The organism is Kitasatospora sp. GAS204B (assembly GCF_029892155.1).
Taxonomy (GTDB): Bacteria; Actinomycetota; Actinomycetes; order Streptomycetales; family Streptomycetaceae; genus Kitasatospora.
The window spans coordinates 278,370-297,504 of the sequence record NZ_JARZAG010000004.1 but is presented as its reverse complement, the minus strand read 5'-3'; the positions used below and the strand labels follow the sequence as shown (position 1 = coordinate 297,504).

Annotated in this window: 18 protein-coding genes; 15 read left to right on the top strand and 3 right to left on the bottom strand. The window is 72.0% G+C overall.

Annotated features, from left to right (window positions below; translation table 11 throughout):
• Positions 1–6: 6 nt before the first annotated feature.
• From P3T41_RS08235 to P3T41_RS08205, 7 genes are read left to right on the top strand one after another with little or no spacing between them, the layout of a single operon-like run.
• A complete protein-coding gene (locus P3T41_RS08235) occupies positions 7–513 on the top strand; it encodes a nucleotide exchange factor GrpE (RefSeq protein WP_280688938.1) in 507 nt (168 codons plus the stop codon).
• Between the two features lie 6 nt (positions 514–519).
• Positions 520–1,482, top strand: a complete 963-nt coding sequence (locus P3T41_RS08230) for a J domain-containing protein (protein ID WP_280688937.1) — start codon at positions 520–522, stop codon at positions 1,480–1,482.
• A complete protein-coding gene (locus P3T41_RS08225; protein WP_280688936.1) occupies positions 1,479–1,862 on the top strand; it encodes a chaperone modulator CbpM in 384 nt (127 codons plus the stop codon). The genes P3T41_RS08230 and P3T41_RS08225 overlap by 4 nt, the downstream gene beginning before the upstream one ends.
• Positions 1,853–4,474, top strand: coding sequence for an ATP-dependent chaperone ClpB (clpB, locus tag P3T41_RS08220; RefSeq protein ID WP_280688935.1), 2,622 nt, complete (start codon positions 1,853–1,855; stop codon positions 4,472–4,474). The genes P3T41_RS08225 and clpB overlap by 10 nt, the downstream gene beginning before the upstream one ends.
• Positions 4,475–4,476: 2 nt before the next feature.
• The gene (trxA, locus tag P3T41_RS08215) at positions 4,477–4,923 is read left to right on the top strand and encodes a thioredoxin (protein WP_280688934.1); all 447 of its coding nucleotides are present in this window, start codon (positions 4,477–4,479) and stop codon (positions 4,921–4,923) included.
• A gap of 13 nt (positions 4,924–4,936) precedes the next feature.
• Positions 4,937–6,628: a cyclic nucleotide-binding domain-containing thioredoxin-disulfide reductase gene (locus P3T41_RS08210; RefSeq protein ID WP_280688933.1), complete on the top strand. Its 1,692-nt coding sequence runs from the start codon at positions 4,937–4,939 to the stop codon at positions 6,626–6,628.
• A gap of 35 nt (positions 6,629–6,663) precedes the next feature.
• A complete protein-coding gene (locus P3T41_RS08205; protein WP_280688932.1) occupies positions 6,664–7,113 on the top strand; it encodes a DUF1931 family protein in 450 nt (149 codons plus the stop codon).
• 48 nt (positions 7,114–7,161) lie between these two features.
• On the opposite strand, the gene P3T41_RS08200 is transcribed toward P3T41_RS08205, so the two are convergent.
• Both P3T41_RS08200 and P3T41_RS08195 read right to left on the bottom strand, forming a co-directional pair.
• Positions 7,162–7,839, bottom strand: a complete 678-nt coding sequence (locus P3T41_RS08200; RefSeq protein ID WP_280688931.1) for a uracil-DNA glycosylase — start codon at positions 7,837–7,839, stop codon at positions 7,162–7,164.
• Positions 7,840–7,873: 34 nt separating this feature from the next.
• Positions 7,874–8,965 carry an amidohydrolase family protein gene (locus tag P3T41_RS08195; RefSeq protein ID WP_280688930.1) on the bottom strand — a complete coding sequence of 364 codons (1,092 nt, stop codon included), beginning with the start codon at positions 8,963–8,965 and terminating at the stop codon, positions 7,874–7,876.
• Positions 8,966–9,458: 493 nt separating this feature from the next.
• Between P3T41_RS08195 and P3T41_RS08190 the strand changes: the two genes are divergently transcribed.
• Positions 9,459–11,054, top strand: coding sequence for a phosphonate degradation HD-domain oxygenase (locus P3T41_RS08190; RefSeq protein WP_280688929.1), 1,596 nt, complete (start codon positions 9,459–9,461; stop codon positions 11,052–11,054).
• Positions 11,055–11,079: 25 nt separating this feature from the next.
• Here P3T41_RS08190 and P3T41_RS08185 read toward each other — a convergent pair whose 3' ends face one another.
• On the bottom strand, positions 11,080–11,880 hold the full coding sequence (locus P3T41_RS08185; RefSeq protein WP_280688928.1) for a GntR family transcriptional regulator: 801 nt from the start codon (positions 11,878–11,880) through the stop codon (positions 11,080–11,082).
• 327 nt (positions 11,881–12,207) lie between these two features.
• On the opposite strand from P3T41_RS08185, the gene P3T41_RS08180 reads away from it, so the two are divergent.
• The 7 genes from P3T41_RS08180 (at position 12,208) to P3T41_RS08150 (ending at position 19,132) form a co-directional block, all read left to right on the top strand.
• The gene (locus tag P3T41_RS08180) at positions 12,208–13,365 is read left to right on the top strand and encodes an ABC transporter substrate-binding protein (RefSeq protein ID WP_280688927.1); all 1,158 of its coding nucleotides are present in this window, start codon (positions 12,208–12,210) and stop codon (positions 13,363–13,365) included.
• 8 nt (positions 13,366–13,373) lie between these two features.
• Complete coding sequence (locus P3T41_RS08175) at positions 13,374–14,342, top strand: ABC transporter permease subunit (RefSeq protein WP_280688926.1); 969 nt, start codon at positions 13,374–13,376, stop codon at positions 14,340–14,342.
• Positions 14,343–14,422: 80 nt separating this feature from the next.
• A complete protein-coding gene (locus P3T41_RS08170) occupies positions 14,423–15,169 on the top strand; it encodes an ABC transporter permease subunit (RefSeq protein WP_280689053.1) in 747 nt (248 codons plus the stop codon).
• Between the two features lie 93 nt (positions 15,170–15,262).
• Positions 15,263–16,357, top strand: coding sequence for an ABC transporter ATP-binding protein (locus P3T41_RS08165; protein ID WP_280688925.1), 1,095 nt, complete (start codon positions 15,263–15,265; stop codon positions 16,355–16,357).
• A gap of 8 nt (positions 16,358–16,365) precedes the next feature.
• Entirely contained in the window at positions 16,366–17,034 is a 669-nt protein-coding gene (locus tag P3T41_RS08160; RefSeq protein ID WP_280688924.1) for an HAD family phosphatase, read from the top strand.
• Positions 17,035–17,038: 4 nt separating this feature from the next.
• Positions 17,039–17,362 carry a multidrug efflux SMR transporter gene (locus P3T41_RS08155; protein WP_280688923.1) on the top strand — a complete coding sequence of 108 codons (324 nt, stop codon included), beginning with the start codon at positions 17,039–17,041 and terminating at the stop codon, positions 17,360–17,362.
• A gap of 300 nt (positions 17,363–17,662) precedes the next feature.
• Positions 17,663–19,132, top strand: a complete 1,470-nt coding sequence (locus tag P3T41_RS08150; protein WP_280688922.1) for an endonuclease/exonuclease/phosphatase family protein — start codon at positions 17,663–17,665, stop codon at positions 19,130–19,132.
• Positions 19,133–19,135 lie beyond the last annotated feature (3 nt).

Here is a 19,135-nt window from a genome sequence, read left to right as displayed (position 1 = left end):
GGCGTCATGTCGGAACAGGACCAGGACCGTCCTCCGCAGGAGGCGCCGGAACTCTCGCAGGAGGCGGCTCCGGCACGGGAGATGTCCGAGACCGAGGAGTTGGAGGACCGGTGGCGGCGGGCGCTCGCCGATCTGGACAACCTCCGCAAGCGGCACGCCCGTGAGCGGCCCCGCGAACTGGAGGCCGAACGGGCCAGGGTCACCGCTGCCTGGCTCCCGGTGCTCGACAACCTCGAACTGGCCCTCGCCCACGCGGCCGCCGACCCCGGGTCGATCGTCGAGGGCGTCCGGGCGGTCCGCGACCAGGCCGTCGAGGTGCTGAGAAGCCTCGGCTACCCCCGCCACGACGAGACCGGCGTCCCCTTCGACCCCGCGCTGCACGACGTGGTCACCGTGGTCGACGCCCCGGACACCGCTCCGGGCACCGTCGTCCAGGTGCTGCGCCCCGGGTACGGTGAGCCCGGGCGGCAGTTGCGCCCTGCGGCGGTGGCGGTCAGCCGCAAGCCGGAGTGAGACGCCATGGCCCGCGACTACTACGAGGTGCTGGGCGTCCCGAGGACCGCCGACGCGGCCCAGATCCAGCAGGCGTTCCGTACCCTGGCCCGCCGCTACCACCCGGACGTGAACAAGGACCCGGCCGCCGAGGACCGCTTCAAGGAGCTCAACGAGGCATACAGCGTGCTCTCCGACCCCGACACCCGGGCCCGGTACGACCGCTTCGGCCCCGACTTCCGGCAGATCCCCGAGGACTACGACGAACGGGCGGCCGCCGCCCAGGGCTTCGGGGGAAGGGGCGGGTACGCCGGGGCGGGTGGCCGAGGGGGCGCGCGGGTCTGGACGACGGGAGGGCAGTACGACACGTCCGATGTCGACTTCGAGGAGCTCTTCGGCGGTATCTTCGGTGGCCGAGCGGGCCCGGCCGGCCGAGCGCGTGCCGGGCCGGTCCCCGGCGCCGACCAGGAGGCCGAACTCACGCTCACCGTGGAAGAGGCCTACCGGGGCGGCAGACGGAAGATCACCCTCGACGGGCCGGGCGGCGGGCGCAGCTATGACGTGAACGTCCCGGCCGGCGTGGTCGACGGACAGCGGATCCGGCTCGCGGGGGAGGGCGGCCGGGGCCGCGGCCAGGGCGCCGCCGGGGACCTCTACCTGGTGGTGCGGATCGCCCCGCACCCGCGCTACCGCCTCTCGGGTCGCGACATCCATGTCGACCTGCCCGTCACCCCGTGGGAGGCCGCGCTCGGGGCGACCATCCCGGTCAGCGGGCCGGGCGGCACCGCGAAGGTCCACGTCCCACCGGGCACCTCCACCGGCCGCCGGCTACGACTGCGAGGCGAGGGGATGCCCAACCCCAAGGGTTCCCCCGGTGACCTCTACGCCGAGATCCGGGTGATGGTGCCGCCCTCGCTGAGCCCGCGCGAGCGCGAGTTGTTGGAGGAACTGGCCGCAGTGTCGACGTTTGACCCGAGGAAGCAGACATGAGAGCCCAGCAGCGTCCTCCCGCCGAAGGCATCGGACCGGCCGACACCGGTGCTCGCTACCCACTCGTGCGGATCTACCGCCCCGACCCGTACCGGCTGTCCCTGGACAGCGTCGCCCACCACAGCGGCCTGTCACCCGACCTGGTCCGCCGTTTCGTCGCCCTGGGGCTGGTGGACGCCGAGCGGGACCGCCTCGGCCGGTTCTGGTTCCGCACCAGCGCCCCGGCGACCATCGCCCGGGCCCAGCGGCTGCGGACCGGACTGTCCCTCAACTACGCCGCCATCGGGCTCGTCCTCGACCTGCTCGACCGCATCGACGAGTTGGAGAGCGCGCTGCGCCACCGCGAGCGGGCCGCCAAGGAGCGAATCCCATGGACATGAACCGCCTCACCCAGAAGTCCCAGGAAGCCCTCCAGGAAGCGCAGAGCGTCGCGGTGCGCCTGGGCCAGAACCAGGTCGACGGCGAACACCTGCTGCTGGCCCTGCTCGACCAGCAGGACGGCCTGACGCCCCGGCTGTTCGAGCAGGCCGGCGCCGACCCGGCCGCGTTGCGCACCGCCGTCCAGGCCGACCTCGCCAAACGCCCGCGCACCACCGGTCCCGGCGCCGCACCCGGCCAGGTGACGGTCACCCAGCGCCTCGCCCGGCTCCTCGACACGGCCGAGCAGGAGGCCAGACGACTCAAGGACGAGTACGTCTCGACCGAGCACCTGGTGCTCGCCCTGGTGGAGGAGGGCTCGGCCACCGGCGCCGGGCGCCGACTGGCGGAGCACGGGATCACCAAGGACGCCTTCCTGAGCGCCCTCACCCGGGTGCGCGGCAACCAGCGGGTCACCTCCGCCAACCCGGAGGCCGCCTACGAGGCGCTGGAGAAGTACGGCCGCGACCTCGTGGCCGACGCCCGCACCGGCCGCCTCGACCCGGTGATCGGCCGCGACGCCGAGATCCGCCGGGTGATCCAGATCCTCAGCCGCAAGACCAAGAACAACCCGGTGCTGATCGGCGAACCCGGCGTCGGCAAGACCGCCATCGTCGAGGGCCTGGCCCAGCGGATCGTGCGCGGCGACGTCCCCGAAGGGCTGCGCGACAAGACCGTGTTCGCCCTGGACATGGGATCGCTGGTTGCCGGCGCCAAGTACCGCGGCGAGTTCGAGGAACGGCTCAAGGCCGTACTGGCCGAGGTCAAGGGAGCCGAGGGACGCATCCTGCTCTTCGTGGACGAGCTGCACACCGTCGTCGGCGCGGGCGCCGCCGAGGGCGCGATGGACGCCGGCAACATGCTCAAGCCGATGCTGGCCCGCGGCGAGTTGCACATGATCGGCGCCACCACCCTGGACGAGTACCGCAAACACATCGAGTCCGACGCCGCCCTCGAACGCCGGTTCCAGATCGTCCTGGTCGACGAGCCGAGCGTGGAGGACACGATCTCCATCCTGCGTGGCATCCGCGAGCGCCTGGAGGTCTTCCACGGCGTCAAGATCCAGGACGGCGCCCTGGTCGCCGCCGCGACCCTCAGTCATCGCTACATCAGCGACCGCTTCCTCCCCGACAAGGCCATCGACCTGGTGGACGAGGCCTGCGCAAGGTTGCGCACCGAGATCGACTCGATGCCCGCCGAGCTCGACGAACTCACCCGCCGGGCAACCCGGTTGGAGATCGAGGAGGCGGCGCTCGCCCAGGAGACCGACCCGGCCAGCCGCGCCCGCCTGGCCGATCTGCGGCGCGAACTCGCCGACCTGCGAGGCGAGTTGGACTCCAAGCACGCCCAGTGGGAGGCCGAACGCCAGGCCATCCGCCGCGTCCAGGAACTGCGCCAGGAGCTGGAACGCGCCCGGCAGGACGCCGAGGAGGCCGAACGCGCCTACGACCTCAATCGCGCCGCCCAGCTGCGCTACGGCACCATCAGCGAACTGGAGCGCCGCCTGGATGCCGAGGAGGAGCAACTCGCCGCCAAGCAGGGCGAGAACCGACTGCTGCGCGAGGTGGTCACGGCCGACGAGATCGCCGAGATCGTCTCCGCCTGGACCGGCATCCCGGTCAGCCGGTTGCAGGAAGGCGAACGGCAGAAGCTGCTCCGCCTGGACGAGATCCTGCGCCAGCGGGTGATCGGACAGGACGAGGCCGTCCAACTGGTCGCCGACGCGGTGATCCGGGCCCGCTCGGGCGTGCGCGACCCGCGCCGGCCGATCGGCTCCTTCATCTTCCTCGGCCCCACCGGCGTCGGGAAGACCGAACTCGCCAAGACCCTCGCCACCGCGCTGTTCGACAGCGAGAACAACATGGTCCGCCTCGACATGAGCGAGTACCAGGAGCGGCACACCGTCAGCCGTCTCGTCGGGGCACCCCCCGGATACGTCGGGTACGAGGAGGGTGGCCAGCTCACCGAGGCCGTACGCCGCAAGCCCTACTCCGTCGTCCTCTTCGACGAGGTCGAGAAGGCCCACGCCGATGTCTTCAACACCCTGCTCCAGGTGTTGGACGACGGTCGGATCACCGACGCCCAGGGCCGCACCGTCGACTTCCGCAACACCGTCGTCATCATGACCTCCAACATCGGGTCGCAGTACCTGATCCAGGACGCCACCGCCGGCGGCGAGATCAAACCCGAGGTGCGGGATCTCGTGATGGGTGAACTCAGCCGGCACTTCCGCCCCGAGTTCCTCAACCGCGTCGACGACATCGTGCTCTTCCACCCGCTCGGCCTGGCCGAGATCGAGCGCATCGTCGACCTGCTGCTGGAAGACCTGCGCAAGCGCCTCGGCGAGCAGCGGATCTCCCTCGTCCTCACCGAGGAGGCCCGCCACCTGATCGCCGCGGAGGGCTACGACCCGGTCTACGGCGCCCGGCCGCTGCGCCGCTTCATCTCGCACGAGGTCGAGACGAAGATCGGACGGGCACTGCTCGCCGGCGACGTCCACGAGGGCGTGACCATCGTCGTCGACGCCCGGGACGGCGAGCTGGTCGTCAGCTTCCAGGACGAGCCGCAGGAGTAGCCATGAGTGCCACGACCACCGTCCGCTGCACCAACTGCGGAAAGGCCAACCGCCTCCCCGCCGCCGCACAGGGGCGCCCCAGGTGCGGCAACTGCCAGACCCCGCTGCCCTGGATCACCGAAGCCGGCGACAACGACTTCGCCGCCGTCGTCGAGCAGGCCGCACTGCCCGTCCTGGTGGACCTCTGGGCGACCTGGTGCGGCCCCTGCCGGATGGTCAGCCCCGCCCTGGAACAGGTCGCGACCGAACTGGCCGGGCGGATCAAACTCGTCAAGGTCGACATCGACAGGTCGCCCGCCCTGGCCCAGCGCTTCGAGGTCCAGGCCGTGCCCACCCTGCTGGTCCTCGACCACGGCCGGCCCGTCGCCCGCCAGGCCGGAGCCGCCCCCGCCCCGGCGCTGCGCCAGTGGGTGGAGAAGGCCCTGGCGGACCGCGCCCAAGCCGCCTGACTGAGGGAGTCACGTGACCACCGACCGACCCACGCCCGCGCCGACACCGGACCCCTACGGCGCCTTCCCGCGATTGACGGACGATCAGATCGCTGTCCTGAGCGCCAGCGGGCAACGGCGGCGGGTCCGCGAAGGTGAGCTGCTCTTCCGGGAGGGCGAGCCCAGCCGGGAGTTCTTCGTGGTCCTGAGTGGCACGGTCGCCGTGGTCGAGGGTCACGGCGAGCAGGAGAGAACCCTCCAACTGCACGGCCCCGGGTCCTTCCTCGGCGAGCTCGGCCTGCTGGAAGGCCAGGCCGCCGTCCTCACCGCCGTGGTCCGCGAACGGGGCGAAGTCCTGGCGGTGCCCTGGTCGAACCTGCCCGACCTGCTCGCCCGTGAACCCGTGCTCGGCGACCTCATCCTGCGCGCCTATCTGCGGCGCCGCATCCTGCTCGCCGGGCAGGGGACCGGCTTTCGCATCATCGGTTCCGCCTTCTCACCGGACACCCGCCGACTGCTGGAGTTCACCGCCCGCAACCGGCTCCCGCACCGCTGGGTCGATCTGGAGAAGGACGCCGAGGCCGAGACACTGCTGCGCCGTCTCGGCATCACGCCCGAGGAGACGCCGGTGGTGGTGTGGCGCGGCGACCGGGTGCTCCGCAATCCCTCCAACGCCGACCTGGCCCGGGTGATCGGCCTGCGCACCGACACTGCGGTGGCGACGGTCTGCGACCTTCTGGTGGTCGGCGCAGGACCGGCCGGTCTGGCCGCCGCCGTCTACGGAGCCAGCGAGGGGCTGGCCACCGTCGTGCTGGACGCGGTGGCCACCGGCGGCCAGGCCGGCACCTCCTCCCGGATCGAGAACTACCTCGGCTTCCCGGCCGGCATCTCGGGGGTCGAGCTCATCGAACGCGCGGTCCTCCAGGCCGGGCGGTTCGGCGCCCGGATCACCGTCCCCGCCGAGGCCGTCGGCCTGGAACAGGAGAGCGGGCACCATCTGATCCGGCTGGCCGACGGAACCGCGATCTCCACCCACGCGGTCGTGGTGGCCACCGGCGCCCGCTACCGACGCCTGCCCGCACCGGGAGTCGACCGGCTGGAGGGCGTCGGGGTGCACTACGCCGCCACGCTCTGGGAGGCCAGGACCTGCCGCCTGGACCCGGTGGCCGTCGTCGGCGGCGGCAACTCCGCCGGCCAGGCCGCGCTCTTCCTGGCAGCCCAGTCGCCCAGCGTCCACCTGTTGGTCCGCGGCGGCGACCTCACTGCCGGCATGTCCCGCTACCTGGTCGACCGGATCACCCAGCACCCCAGGATCGAGGTCATGCTGCACACCGAAGTCCAGGAAGTCACCGGCACCGATCGGGTCGAGTCGGTCGTGGTCCGGGACAACCGCTCCGGCGGACAGCGTGTGCTGGAGGTGCACGCCCTGTTCGTCTTCATCGGCGCGCGCCCCCGCACCTCCTGGCTCGTCGGCACCATCCGCCTCGACCCGCACGGCTCGATCCCCACCGGACAGGACCTGGCCGGCGCTGCCCCCGCAGAACTCTGGCGCCACCTCGCTCGCACCCCGTTCGCCCTGGAGACCGACCGCCCCGGAATCTTCGCCGCCGGCGACGTCCGCAGCGGCTCGGTCAAGCGGGTGGCCTCGGCGGTCGGCGAAGGCTCGATGGCCGTCCGCCTGGTCCACGAACACCTCAGGGAGGTGGGATCCCCCGGAATCCGCTGACACCCGCTCATCCATTACAGGAGAAGGTGAATCGCATGCCCGTCATGGGAGTTGCCAAGTTCGAACACTTCTTCAGAGCCGCAGCCGGCCTCGACGTCAGCAAGAACGACCTCAAGCGCTACAGCGACTTCGTGGACGCCAAACTCTACGACCTCTTCGTCATCGGCACGGCCAACGCCAAGGCCAACGACCGGGACATCATCCAGCCTCAGGACCTCCCCGTCACCAAGGGCCTGCAGGAGAGCATCCACGCCTTCAAGAAACTGGACGAGGAGATCGAGCTGCGCCCCCTGCTCGACCAGATCGCCGCCCGCCCCGCCCTCGGGATGGACGCCTCCGAGGAGACCGAAGCCCGGCTGCCACTGCTCGCCGGCGGCCTCAGCATCGCCCTCGGCCGCGCCCTCAAGACGATCGCCCCGGAAACCCGCCGTCCCGCCACCGAGCAGTGGGACCAAGCCTTCGAGCTCTTCGACCTCCTGATCTGAACGCCGGAGACGCCGGAAAATGCATGGACGGAGGAATGCCGGTGCGTGCTACGGCAGTCGCCAGTCAACCGGCTGCGCGCCTTGGCGGACGAGCAGGTCGTTCGCCCGGCTGAACGGACGCGAGCCGAAGAAGCCGCGGTCCGCCGACATCGGGCTCGGGTGCGCCGACTCGACGGCCGGGACCGACCCCAGCAGCGGGCGCAGGTTGCGCGCGTCCCGCCCCCAGAGGATCGCCACCAGCGGGGTGCCGCGCGCCACCAGGGCGCGGATCGCCTGCTCGGTGACCTCCTCCCAGCCCTTGCCGCGGTGCGCCGCCGGCTTGCCGGGCGCGGTGGTCAGCGCCCGGTTGAGCAGCAGCACGCCCTGCTGGGTCCACGGCATGAGGTCACCGTTGGCGGGCGGCGGGAAGCCCAGGTCCTGGCCGTACTCGCGGTAGATGTTGATCAGGCTGCCGGGGATCGGCCGCACCTGCGGGGCGACCGAGAAGCTGAGGCCCACGGCGTGCCCGGGCGTGGGGTAGGGGTCCTGACCGACGATCAGCACCCGGACGTCCGCGAACGGCTGCTGGAAGGCGCGCAGCACGTCCGGCCCGGCCGGCAGGTAGGTGCGCCCGGCGGCCAGTTCGCCGCGCAGGAACTCGCCCATGGCGGCGACCCGCCCGGCCACCGGCTCCAGGGCCTGGGCCCAACCGGGTTCGACGATCTCGTGCAAGGGACGCGGTGCCATGCCCCTCACTCTATCGGCCCAGCTGGACAGCCGGTCAGCCCGTCACCTTCCCCCGCAGCACCACCAGCTGCGGGTCCGCCAGCACCCGGACGTCCGCGCGCGGGTCCGCCGCGTACACCACCAGGTCGGCCGGCGCCCCCTCGGCCAGCGCGGGGCGGCCGAGCCAGGAGCGCGCTCCCCAACTGGCCGCCGACAGTGCCTCGGTGGTGCTCAGGCCGGCCTTGACCAGCTCGGCCACCTCGGCCGCGACCAGGCCGTGCGCGAGCGAGCCGCCCGCGTCCGTCCCGACGTAGATCGGCACGCCCGCCTCGTGCGCGGCGCCCACCGTGTCGTAGCGCCGCTCGTGCAGCCGGCGCATGTGCGCGGCCCAGGCGGGGAACCTCGCCTCGCCGCCGTCGGCCAGCTTCGGGAAGGTCGCGATGTTGACCAGCGTCGGCACGATCGCCACCTGCCGCTCGGCGAAGGCCGGGATCAGCTCCTCGGTCAGCCCGGTGGCGTGCTCCACGCAGTCGATGCCGGCCGCCAGCAGGTCGGGCAGCGACTCGGCGGCGAAGCAGTGCGCGGTGACCCGGGCGCCCTCGGCGTGCGCGGCCGCGATCGCCTCGGCCAGCGCGTCGCCGGGCCAGCAGGCGGCCAGGTCGCCGCGCTCCCGGTCGATCCAGTCGCCGACCAGCTTGACCCAGCCGTCGCCGCGCCGGGCCTCGCGCACCACGTAGGCGGTCAGGTCGCCGGGCTCGATCTCGTGCGCGTAGTTGCGGATGTAGCGGCGGGTGCGGGCGATGTGCCGGCCGGCCCGGATGATCTTCGGCAGGTCCTCCCGGTCGTCGATCCACCGGGTGTCGGCGGCCGAGCCGGCGTCGCGGATCAGCAGCGTGCCGGCCTGGCGGTCGGTGAGCGCCTGCTTCTCGCTGGTGGCCTCGTCGACCGCGCCGTGCTCGTCCAGCCCGACGTGGCAGTGCGCGTCGACCAGGCCGGGCAGTACCCAGCCGGTGACCGTCCGCACATCGCGGGCCCCGGCGGGCCGCTGGTAGCTCACCCGGCCGTCCAGCACCCAGAGTTCGTCCCGGACCTCGTCGGGGCCGACCAGGATCCGGCCCTTGATGTGCAGTACCGCGCCTTCCGTCATGCCCGCACTCTACGACTCCGGCGGCGCGCGATCACCCGCCAGGGGGACGCTGGTCCGGGACCGGATTCTGACGCGTCATCAAAGAGTGTGAACGGAACGGCCGGTGATCGCGACAACTTGATTGACCGGACATGACAGCCATGCTTGACTACGGTCAGCAAGTCGTCGATCGCGCGCAATTCCTCGGCCCAGCTCGTCCGGCCGCACCAGGGCCGCTCACCGCCCTCCGACGTGCCGGACGCCGTCGCCGCCGGTGAGCCGCAACCCGTGCCCGGCGGACCGCACCCCTCGGTCCGCCGGGCTCGGGCGGCCGCACCACCGGCCCCGATTGCCGCGACCCCGCCGCCGCCGCGGTGGCCCACAGCTGTTCCAGCGCCCGCCACCCGCCGTTCACATGCTGCTCATCGGCGCTCGAAAGGGTCCAGACGAGGTCAAGTTGTATAGCCAACTTGGCCACTCTCCCTGATGGACACCGCCTTCCGGAGGGCCCGCCATGTCCGATGCCACCGCCTCCCTCTCCCCCTACTGGCTGCGCGACAACTGCGGCTGCCCCGACTGCCGCGACCCGCGCAACGGCCAGAAGTACTTCCAGATCACCGACCTGCCCGCCGAGCTGTCCATCGCGGCGGCCACCGAGCTGAACGGCCGCCTGGAGGTGCTCTGGAACGACGGCCACCGCTCGCGCTACCCGCTCGACTGGTTCACCACCGAGGTCGAGGACGACCGCCGCACCGAGGCGGGCAAGCGGCTCTGGCAGGCCGCCGACTTCGCCGCCGGGATCCCCGAGGCGCGCTGGGCGGACTACTCGACCGACCCCGCCGAGCAGGCCGCCGTGCTGCGCGCCGTGCAGCGGCTCGGCTTCGCGGTGCTGCGCGAGGTCCCCATCGTGGACCGGCAGGTGCTGGCGGTGGCGGGCAGCTTCGGCTACGTCCGGACGACCAACTACGGCGAGCTGTTCGACGTGCGGATCGAGCCCGACCCGAACAACCTGGCCTTCACCAGCGCGGAGATCGCCCCGCACACCGACAACCCGTACCGCGACCCGGTCCCCACCCTGCAGCTGCTGCACTGCCTGGAGAACTCGGCCACCGGCGGCGACTCCGGCCTGGTCGACGGCTTCCGGGCGGCCGCCCTGCTGCGCGCGCAGGCACCCGAGGACTTCGCCGTGCTGACCCGCACCCTGGTCCCGTTCACCTTCCGCGACCGGAGCGCCGAGCTGCACGCCGACCGCCCGCTGATCGACGTCGACCCGCTCGGGCGGATCCGCGAGGTGCGGCTCAACAACCGTTCGATCGGTCGACTCCAGCTGCCCGCCACCGAGTTGACCGCCTTCTACAGCGCCTACCGGAAGTTCGCCGAGATCACCCTGCGCCCGGCGCTGCGCCTGGACTTCCGGCTCGCCCCCGGCGACTGCCTGATCTTCGACAACACCCGGCTGCTGCACGCCCGCACCGCCTTCGAGCAGGACGGGCGGCGCCACCTGCAAGGGTGCTACGCGGACCTGGACTCGCTGTCCTCCACCCTCGCGGTGCTGGACCGGCGCGCGGCCGCGCTGGACGAGCTGCAGACGCTCTTCGAGGTCGAGGGCGCGGGCGAGTACCTGGGCGAGGCGGTCACCCAGGCCGAGCACATGCTGCAGGCCGCCGTGCTGGCCCAGCGCAGCGGCGCCCCCGACCACCTGGTGGCAGCCGCACTGCTGCACGACATCGGCCACTTCAAGGGCGTGGTGACGGGTCGTCAGCTGATGCTGGGTCAGGACAACCGGCACAGCGACACCGGCGCCGACTGGCTGGCCCAGTGGTTCGGCCCCGAGGTCACCGAGCCGATCAGGCTGCACGTGGCCGCCAAGCGCTACCTCTGCACGGTCGAACCCGCCTACCGGGCCCAGCTCTCCGAGGCCTCCGAGTACACGCTGCGGGTGCAGGGCGGCCCGATGGGCGCCGAGCAGGCCGCGGCCTTCGCCGAACTGCCCGGCGCGGCGGACGCGGTGGCACTGCGGCGGTGGGACGACCAGGCGAAGGTCGCGGATGCGGCCACGCCGACCTTCGCCGAGTTCCGCGAGCTGCTGGCCGGGCTGATGGACCACTGAACCCGGCGGACCGGACAGCCGCCGGCTAGTCGTCGGACGTCCGCGCGTGCCGCGAAAGCGCGGACGTCACCATCGAGTTGTGCACGCTGAAGGAGACCGTGCCGGGCAGGTAGCGGTCCTGTGACCACTCCACCGGGCGGCCGGTGGGGTCGGTGGTGCGGCGGCGCTCACGCAGCAGCGGGGCGCCGCGCCGGCAGCCGAGCAGCTTGGCGTCCTCGGCGTTGGCGGCCACCACGTCGATGGTGTGGTCGGCGTCGGTGAACAGGATGCCGTGCTCCCGCAGGTGCTCGGTGTGCGAGACCACGTCCGGCGGCAACTTGGCGACCAGCACGCCGACATGGGGCGGGTAGACGGTGCGCTCGACCATCACGGCGGTGCCGGACAGGGTGCGCAGCCGCAGCGTCACGTACACCTCGGCGCCCGGCTCCAGGCGCAGCTGCTCGCGTTCGGCGGCGTCGGCCGGCCGCCGAACCAGCGACTCGAGCCGGCCCCCCGGCTCCTCCCCCAGTGCGCGCGCCCAGTGGGTGAAGCTGAGCAGCTCCGAGAAGCTCTGCACCCGGGCGTTGCCCAGCACCACCCGGCGGGTGCCACGGCGCGAGGTCACCAGCCCGTCGGCGCGCAGCACCGCGAGCGCCTGGCGCACCGTGCCGCGCGAGACGCCGTACCGCTCGGCCAGCGCGCCCTCGGCGGGCAGCCGGCCGGCCTCGCCGTACGCGCCGGTGGTGATCGCCTCCCGCAGATCCGCGGCGACCTGGCGGTACAGCGCACCGCCGGACGGGCCGTCCTGGCCCTCCTGGTCGTCCAGCTGCGTCACGCTCGAAGTCACCGTGCCTCCCACCGGACCCCCTCCTACTTCAGTGTCCCGCGCACCAGCGGCTCAGGACGGTCCCGACCCTATCGGCTTCGCGCAGACCGTTCGCACGCCAGATGGACGGGTATCGACCGACCCCACTCCACCGTTCCCGCAGCCGACCCCTGTTCTGGGGCGCCCGTTCACCTCCTGGTCACCAAGGTCCGGCGTACTGTCCCACGTCGGACAAAGTTGGCTGGCCAACTTGGCCCCGGCTCCTCTCCCCGTCGCAGCAGCAGCCCCGAATTCCTGCCGTGCGACGCCCTTGCGACCTTGCCGCACCCCGATCCAGGAGATCCTCCCGTGACCGTGCACCGTGCCCGTATCGCCGCCGTCGCGGCGGTGCTGACCTGCGCAGCGCTCTCTCTCACCGCCTGCGGTTCCGCCACCTCCTCCACCGCGAGCAGCAGCGGCGGCAAGAGCGCGAAGACCGCCACCTCGGCCGCCGACCTCGGGGGGATGGACGCGCTGGTCGCGGCCGCCAAGAAGGAGGGCAACCTCCACGTCATCACCCTTCCCCGGGACTGGGCCAACTACGGCGTCCTGATGGACGGCTTCACCAAGAAGTACGGCATCAAGATCGAGGACGAGAACCCCGACGGCACCAGCCAGGACGAGATCAACGCGATCACCTCCCGCGAGGGCCAGGACCGCGGCCCCGACGTGGTCGACGTGGGCACCGCTTTCGCCATCTCCGGCGCCCAGCAGGGCCTCTTCGCCCCGTACAAGGTCGCCGGCTACGACCAGATCCCGGCCTCGATGAAGGCCTCGGACGCCACCAGCTACAACGACTACGGCGGCTACGTCTCGATCGGCTGCGACGCCAAGAAGGTCAACCCCTGCCCCAAGACCTTCGCCGACCTGCTGAACCCGGCCTACAAGGGCATGGTCGCGCTGAACGGCAACCCGACCAAGGCCAACGCCGCGCTCAGCGGTGTCTGGGCCGCGTCGCTCGCCAACGGCGGCTCGCTGGACAACATCCAGCCCGGCATCGACTTCTTCGGCAAGCTGAAGGCGGCCGGCAACTTCAACCCGGTCGAGGCCACCTCCGCGACCGTGCAGAACGGTGAGACCCCGATCACCATCGACTGGTCGTACCTGAACACCGGCTACACCGCCCAGTACGCCAGCAAGGGCATCGACTGGCAGGTGTCGATCCCCTCGGACGGCAGCTTCGCCCAGTTCTACAACCAGGCCGTCAGCAAGTACGCGCCGCACCCGGCCGCCGCTCGCCTGTGGGAGGAGTACCTCTACAGCGCCGAGGGCCAGAACGGCTTCCTGGGCGGCTACGCCACCCCGGCGCTGTTCGACTCGATGAAGACCGCGGGCACCCTGGACGCGGCCGCCGTCGCCAAGCTGCCGGCCATCGCCAAGCCGTTCACCACCTTCCCGACCCAGGCGCAGCAGGACGCTGCCAAGGCCGCCATCACGGCCAACTGGTCCAAGGCCATCGGGGGCTGACCCACACGATGACTACGGCTCCCACCCCGGTGCCGACCTCCGCCGCCGCTGACATCAGCGGCGGCGGGGGGACCCCCGGTACCGCAACTCCCGCTTCCCCGGCCGCCCCCACGGCCAGCCGGCGCCGCCGCGCCGGTGGCAACCGCGCCTGGCTCGGCGCGCTGCCGCTGATGGTGTTCTTCGCCGTCGGCTTCGGCCTGCCCGCGATCGCCATCGCGATCGGCGCGTTCACCACCTCGCCCGACGCCCCCAGTGGCGGCGGCACCTTCACCATGTCCAACCTGACCGCCTCCCTCCAGGGCGGTTACCTCACGGCGCTGCTCGGCAGCGTGAAGCTGTCGGCGCTCACCGCGCTGATCGGCACCGTGATCGGCCTGCCGCTGGCGCAGGCGGTGGCCACCTCCCGCTGGCGCTTCGTGCGCGAGGCGGTGCAGTCCGGCTCCGGCGTGCTGGCCAACTTCGGCGGCGTGCCGCTGGCCTTCATGTTCGTCGCGACCCTCGGCAACGCCGGCGAGGTCACCACCGGCCTGGGCCTGAAGAAGTACGGCTGGAGCCTCTACACCTTCGACGGCCTCGCGGTCGTCTACCTCTACTTCCTGATCCCGCTGATGATCCTCACCATCACCCCGGCCCTGGAGGGTCTGCGGGTGCAGTGGCGCGAGGCGGCGGCGAACAACGGCGCCACCACCTTCCAGTACTGGCGCCACGTCGCGCTGCCGGTGCTGCTGCCCTCGCTGCTCGGCGGCTACGTGCTGCTGTTCGGCGCCTCGTTCGCCGCGTACGCGACCGCCGAGGCGATGGTCGGCAGCTCGATCCCGCTGATCTCGATGCAGATCGGCGACGCGCTCTCCGGCAACGTGCTGGTCGGCCAGGGCAACCTGGCCCTCGCGCTCGGTCTCGACATGATCGTGGTCGCCTGCCTGGTGATGGCGATCTACCTGCCCCTCCAGCGCCGGAGTGCCAAGTGGCTCAGCTGACTTCCCAGACCGCACTGGGCCGCCTTCGCCCCGGCCGCGCCGGCGTCCTGCTGCTGGCCGCGATCTACTTCTTCGTGCCGATGGGCGCGTCGATCTGGTTCAGCATCGACGACTACCACGGCGGCATCACCTTCAACGCGTACACCAAGCTGCTCGGGGCGCCCGGCTTCCTGGACGCCCTGTACCTCAGCCTGGAGCTGGCCGCCGCCACCGTGGTGGTGCTACTGCTGATCCTGGTGCCGGCGCTGCTCGCGGCCCGGCTCGGCTCGCCCAGGCTGCGCCCGGTGATCGAGGTGATGTGCTCGCTGCCGCTGGTCGTCCCCGTGGTCGCGCTCACCACCGGCATCGTCGGCGTGCTGCGCTGGGGGCCGGAGTACTTCGCGAACTCGCCGTTCTTCCAGACCTTCGTGGCGATCCAGAACCCCGACCTCCCGGCGGTGCTGCTGATCGCGTACGTGCTGATGGCGCTGCCCTTCGCGTACCGCGCGCTGGACGGCGGACTGCGCGGCGTGGACGTCGTGACGCTGGTCGAGGCGGCCCGCAACTGCGGTGCGAGCTACCCGCGCGCCGTCTTCTCGGTGGTGCTGCCCAACCTGCGCAGCGCGCTGCTGAGCGCCTCGGTGCTCACCGTCGCCCTGGTGCTCGGCGAGTTCACCACCGCCTCGATCCTCGGCTTCCAGCCCTTCTCGGTGTGGATCAACTCGTACGGCAAGACCGACGGCCAGATGTCGGTCGCGGTCTCGATGATCAGCCTGCTGGTCGTCTGGGTCGTGCTGCTGCTGATGTCCGTCGTCGGCAACCGCGGTCGCAAGGCCGCGCGTTCCTGATCGCGCGTTCCTGATCGCACCCGCGCCACTGATCGCACGCGCATCGTCGATCGCGTACGATCCCCCACGCACTTTCCTCCAGGAGTTCCCCTCATGACCACGGCCGCCACCGTCCCCACCGGAGTGCCGCTCGCACCCGGCAGCGCCACCGTCGAGTTCCGCTCGCTGCGCCGCGCGTTCGGCAGCACCGTCGCGCTCGACGGCCTCGACCTGACCGTGCACCCCGGCGAGCTGCTCGCGCTGCTCGGCCCCTCGGGCTGCGGCAAGACCACCGCGCTGCGGATCCTGGCCGGCTTCGAGAGCCACGACTCGGGCGAGGTGCTGGTCGACGGCGAGGACGTCACCAGGATCCCCGCGCACAAGCGTGACGCGGGCATGGTGTTCCAGTCCTACAGCCTCTTCCCGCACCTGACCGCGCTGGACAACGTCTCGTTCGGCCTGAAGATGCGCGGCGTCGGCAAGGACGAGCGGCGCAAGCGGGCGATGGAGCTGCTGGAGCTGGTCGGCCTGCCGCAGCGCGCCGCCCACTTCCCGCACCAGATGTCCGGCGGCCAGCAGCAGCGCATCGCACTCGCCCGGGCGCTGGCCCTGCAGCCGCGGGTGCTGCTGCTCGACGAGCCGCTCTCCGCGCTGGACGCCAAGGTCCGGCTCAACCTGCGCGAGGAGATCCGCCGGCTGCAGCAGGAACTCGGCATCACCACCCTGTTCGTGACGCACGATCAGGAGGAGGCGCTGTCGATGGCCGACCGGGTCGCGGTGCTGCGCTCGGGCCGCCTGGAGCAGTGCGCCACCCCCAGCGAGCTCTACGCGCGCCCGGCCACCGCCTTCGTCGCGGAGTTCGTCGGCACCATGAGCCGGATCCCGGCCGTGCGGGCCGGCGAGAGCGTCGAGGTCTTCGGCCGCCGCCACGCGGTGGACGGGACGCTGCCCGTCGCCGGTGATCTCGAGGTACTGGTCCGCCCGGAGAACGTCGGCCTGAGCCCGGCCGTGGACGGCCCGGCAGTGGTCGTCGGTGCCAGCTTCCTGGGCGCGGTCACCCGGCTGACCGTCCGGCTGGCGGACGGCACCACGGTCAAGGCCGACCTGCCCACCGAGGAGGCCGCCCAGCTGCCGATCGGCGGCAACGCCGACGTGACGCTGCCGGACCGCCCGGTCCTGGTCGACGTCCGTTCCGGCGCGGGGCAGTGATCACCTCCATGACCTCCCTGCTCCCCTGCGCCGTCCTCTTCGACATGGACGGCACCCTGGTCGACACCGAGCACCTGTGGTGGTCGGCGACCGAGGAGATCGCCGCCGGCCTGGGCTACGCCCTCACCGTCGCCGATCAGCCCGAGGTGCTCGGCCACGCGGTCGAGCACACCGCGGCCCACCTGGACCGCGTGGTCGCCACCTCCCCGGGCGTCGACGAGCTCGCCGCCCGGCTCAACGCGGCGTTCATCACCCGGGTCGCCGCCCAGGTGGTCCCGCGCCCCGGCGCGCTCGCCCTGCTGGCCGAGCTGCGCGACGCGGCGGTGCCCACCGCGCTGGTCTCCGCCTCGCCGCGCCAGGTGGTCGACCTGGTCCTCAGCCACCTCGGCCGGGACTGGTTCACCATCACCCTGGCCGCCGAGGACACCCCGCGCACCAAGCCCGACCCGGCCCCCTACCTGGCCGCCGCCGCCCACCTCGGCCTCGACCCGGCCGACTGCGTCGCCGTCGAGGACACCCCGACCGGCGTCGCCTCCGCCCACGCGGCCGGCTGCGCGGTGCTCGCCGTCCCGTCCTCCGCGGTGCCCATCCCGCAGGGCCCCGGCATCACGATGCTGGCCAGCCTGACCGAGGCGGACCTACCGATGCTGGCCGCGCTGACCGGCCCGCGAGAATAGGCCCATGCCCTCCTTCCTCCTACTCGCCCTCGCCATCATGAGCGAGGTCTGCGCCACCAGCTGCCTCAAGCTGACCGACGGCTTCAGCAAGCTCTGGCCGAGCGTGGGCGTGGGCATCGGCTACGTGCTCTCCTTCGTACTGCTCGGCCAGGCCCTGAAGCAGATCCCCGTCTCGGTCGCCTACGCCGTCTGGTCAGGCGCGGGCACGGCGGCGGTGGCCGCGATAGGCGTGGTCGCCTTCGGGGAGCACCTGGGCAGGCCGCAGCTGGCCGGCATCGCGCTGATCATCCTGGGCGTGGTGCTGCTCAACCTGCGGGCCACGCACTGAGGTTGACTGTGACTGGGGCTGCCCGCCGGACGGCGGGCAGCCCCTTCGGCGTTCCTCCTCGGCGTTCCCCCTCGGCCTTCCTGCTCGGCGGTCCCCTTCGGCCTTCCTCGCGCGGCTGCGCCCCGTAACCGCTACTGGACGGTCAAATCGGCGAATTAGGCGGATTCCCGACTACCCGTCACACCTCGTTCATGCACCGGCCCTCATGGATCACCTGAATGTGAGCAGAGTTGTGCAGCCAACTCTGCTCGCCCCCCATCACCCCCCCATCACCCTCGTCACCCGATGGACAGGATCCCCGTGGCCACAGGCAGCTCCCTCACTCTCAGCACGCCGCCCAGCCCGAACGAAGGCGACAAGCTCACCTTCCACTGGACGACCGACGCGCCCGACGCCAAGAACTGGGTCGGCATCTACGACGGCACCCGGCAGCCCGGCACCGGCTCCTCGCTGCTGTGGAAGTACACCCCCGGCGGCTCCGGCGACCTCACCCTCGACACCTCCGCGCTGACCGGCGGGCCCTACACGGCCTATCTGCTGGCCAAGGACGGGTACGGGATCCTCGCGCAGACGGCGCCGTTCAGCTTCAGGCCCAAGCCCGCCGTCGTCCCGCCGCACAGTGCGGTCGACGCGCTCACCGCGACACCGGTCCAGCCCGGAGGTCAGGTTCAGGTCAAACTCCAGGGGCTGTGGGCCCGCCCGGCCGGCAACGCACCGGGGACCCCCACCTTCCGCAAGGTCAGCGGCGACTCCTGGCTCTCGGTCAGCGCCGACGGCACGGTGACCGGCACCGCACCGGGCCGGCCGAGCGCCCGCCCCGCGATCGTCACCGTCGGCGTCAAGGACAGCACCGGCGCCACCGACACCGTCACCGTGCAGGTCCCGGTGGTCGAGGCCAAGGGCAAGCAGCAGCTCAAGGTGGCCAGTTGGAACCTCTGGGACGCCGGCACCCACAGCACCGACGGCTTCGAGAAGCAGCTGCGGGTGATCCTCACCCAGGGCTGGGACGTGGTCGCGCTCCAGGAGACCGCCGGGACCAACGCCAAGGCGCTGGCCGACGCGCTCGGCTGGTACGCCTACCAGAGCGCCGGCAGCGTCGGCGTGTTGAGCCGCTACCCGCTCACCGCCGTCACCGCGGTGACCGCCGCGCTGCCCGCCGCCGCCGTCACCGTGCAGCTGCCGGGCGGCCGTTCGGTGCGCCTGTGGACGGCGCACCTGGACGAGAACTCCTACGGCCCGTACGCGATCCAGGACGGCCAGACCCCGGCCCAGGTGCTCGCCACCGAGACCGCCTCGCTCCGCTACCAGCAGGCGCAGGCCCTTCTCGCCGCGATCAAGGCCGAGCAGAGCGCCCAGCAAGCCGCCCAGCAGGCCGCCCTGCACCGGGGCGAGCACCCCGCCGAGCTGATCGTGGCCGCCGAGCTCTCCTCCCCCTCGCACCTCGACTGGACCACCGCCACCCACGGCGCGCAGTTCAACTGGCCGGTCACCGAGGCCGTGCAGGCCGCCGGCCTGACCGACAGCTTCCGCGAGGAGCACCCGGACCCCGCCGCGTTCCCCGGGGCCACCTGGTCGCCCACCCGCAAGCAGCGCGGCAGCAAGCCCGAGCCGCAGGACCGGATCGACTACGTGCTCTACGCCGACAGCGGCCGGATCGAGCTGCGCGAGGCCCACGTGATCGCCACCGGTTGGCCCGCCGCCGACCCCAACTCGGCTGCCAACGGCTGGCCTTCGGACACCGCCGCCGCCGTCTCGACCTTCGCGCTCTGAAAG

Bases quoted from the DNA above. Each gene is read 5' to 3' on its own strand.
- P3T41_RS08190 (WP_280688929.1), top strand. From the start codon at position 9,459: ATGTCCGATGCCACCGCCTCCCTCTCCCCCTACTGGCTGCGCGACAAC.
- P3T41_RS08195 (WP_280688930.1), bottom strand. From the start codon at position 8,965: ATGACGGAAGGCGCGGTACTGCACATCAAGGGCCGGATCCTGGTCGGC.
- P3T41_RS08205 (WP_280688932.1), top strand. From the start codon at position 6,664: ATGCCCGTCATGGGAGTTGCCAAGTTCGAACACTTCTTCAGAGCCGCA.
- P3T41_RS08200 (WP_280688931.1), bottom strand. From the start codon at position 7,839: ATGGCACCGCGTCCCTTGCACGAGATCGTCGAACCCGGTTGGGCCCAG.
- P3T41_RS08160 (WP_280688924.1), top strand. From the start codon at position 16,366: ATGACCTCCCTGCTCCCCTGCGCCGTCCTCTTCGACATGGACGGCACC.
- clpB (WP_280688935.1), top strand. From the start codon at position 1,853: ATGGACATGAACCGCCTCACCCAGAAGTCCCAGGAAGCCCTCCAGGAA.
- P3T41_RS08175 (WP_280688926.1), top strand. From the start codon at position 13,374: ATGACTACGGCTCCCACCCCGGTGCCGACCTCCGCCGCCGCTGACATC.
- trxA (WP_280688934.1), top strand. From the start codon at position 4,477: ATGAGTGCCACGACCACCGTCCGCTGCACCAACTGCGGAAAGGCCAAC.
- P3T41_RS08225 (WP_280688936.1), top strand. From the start codon at position 1,479: ATGAGAGCCCAGCAGCGTCCTCCCGCCGAAGGCATCGGACCGGCCGAC.
- P3T41_RS08230 (WP_280688937.1), top strand. From the start codon at position 520: ATGGCCCGCGACTACTACGAGGTGCTGGGCGTCCCGAGGACCGCCGAC.
- P3T41_RS08165 (WP_280688925.1), top strand. From the start codon at position 15,263: ATGACCACGGCCGCCACCGTCCCCACCGGAGTGCCGCTCGCACCCGGC.
- P3T41_RS08235 (WP_280688938.1), top strand. From the start codon at position 7: ATGTCGGAACAGGACCAGGACCGTCCTCCGCAGGAGGCGCCGGAACTC.
- P3T41_RS08155 (WP_280688923.1), top strand. From the start codon at position 17,039: ATGCCCTCCTTCCTCCTACTCGCCCTCGCCATCATGAGCGAGGTCTGC.
- P3T41_RS08170 (WP_280689053.1), top strand. From the start codon at position 14,423: ATGGGCGCGTCGATCTGGTTCAGCATCGACGACTACCACGGCGGCATC.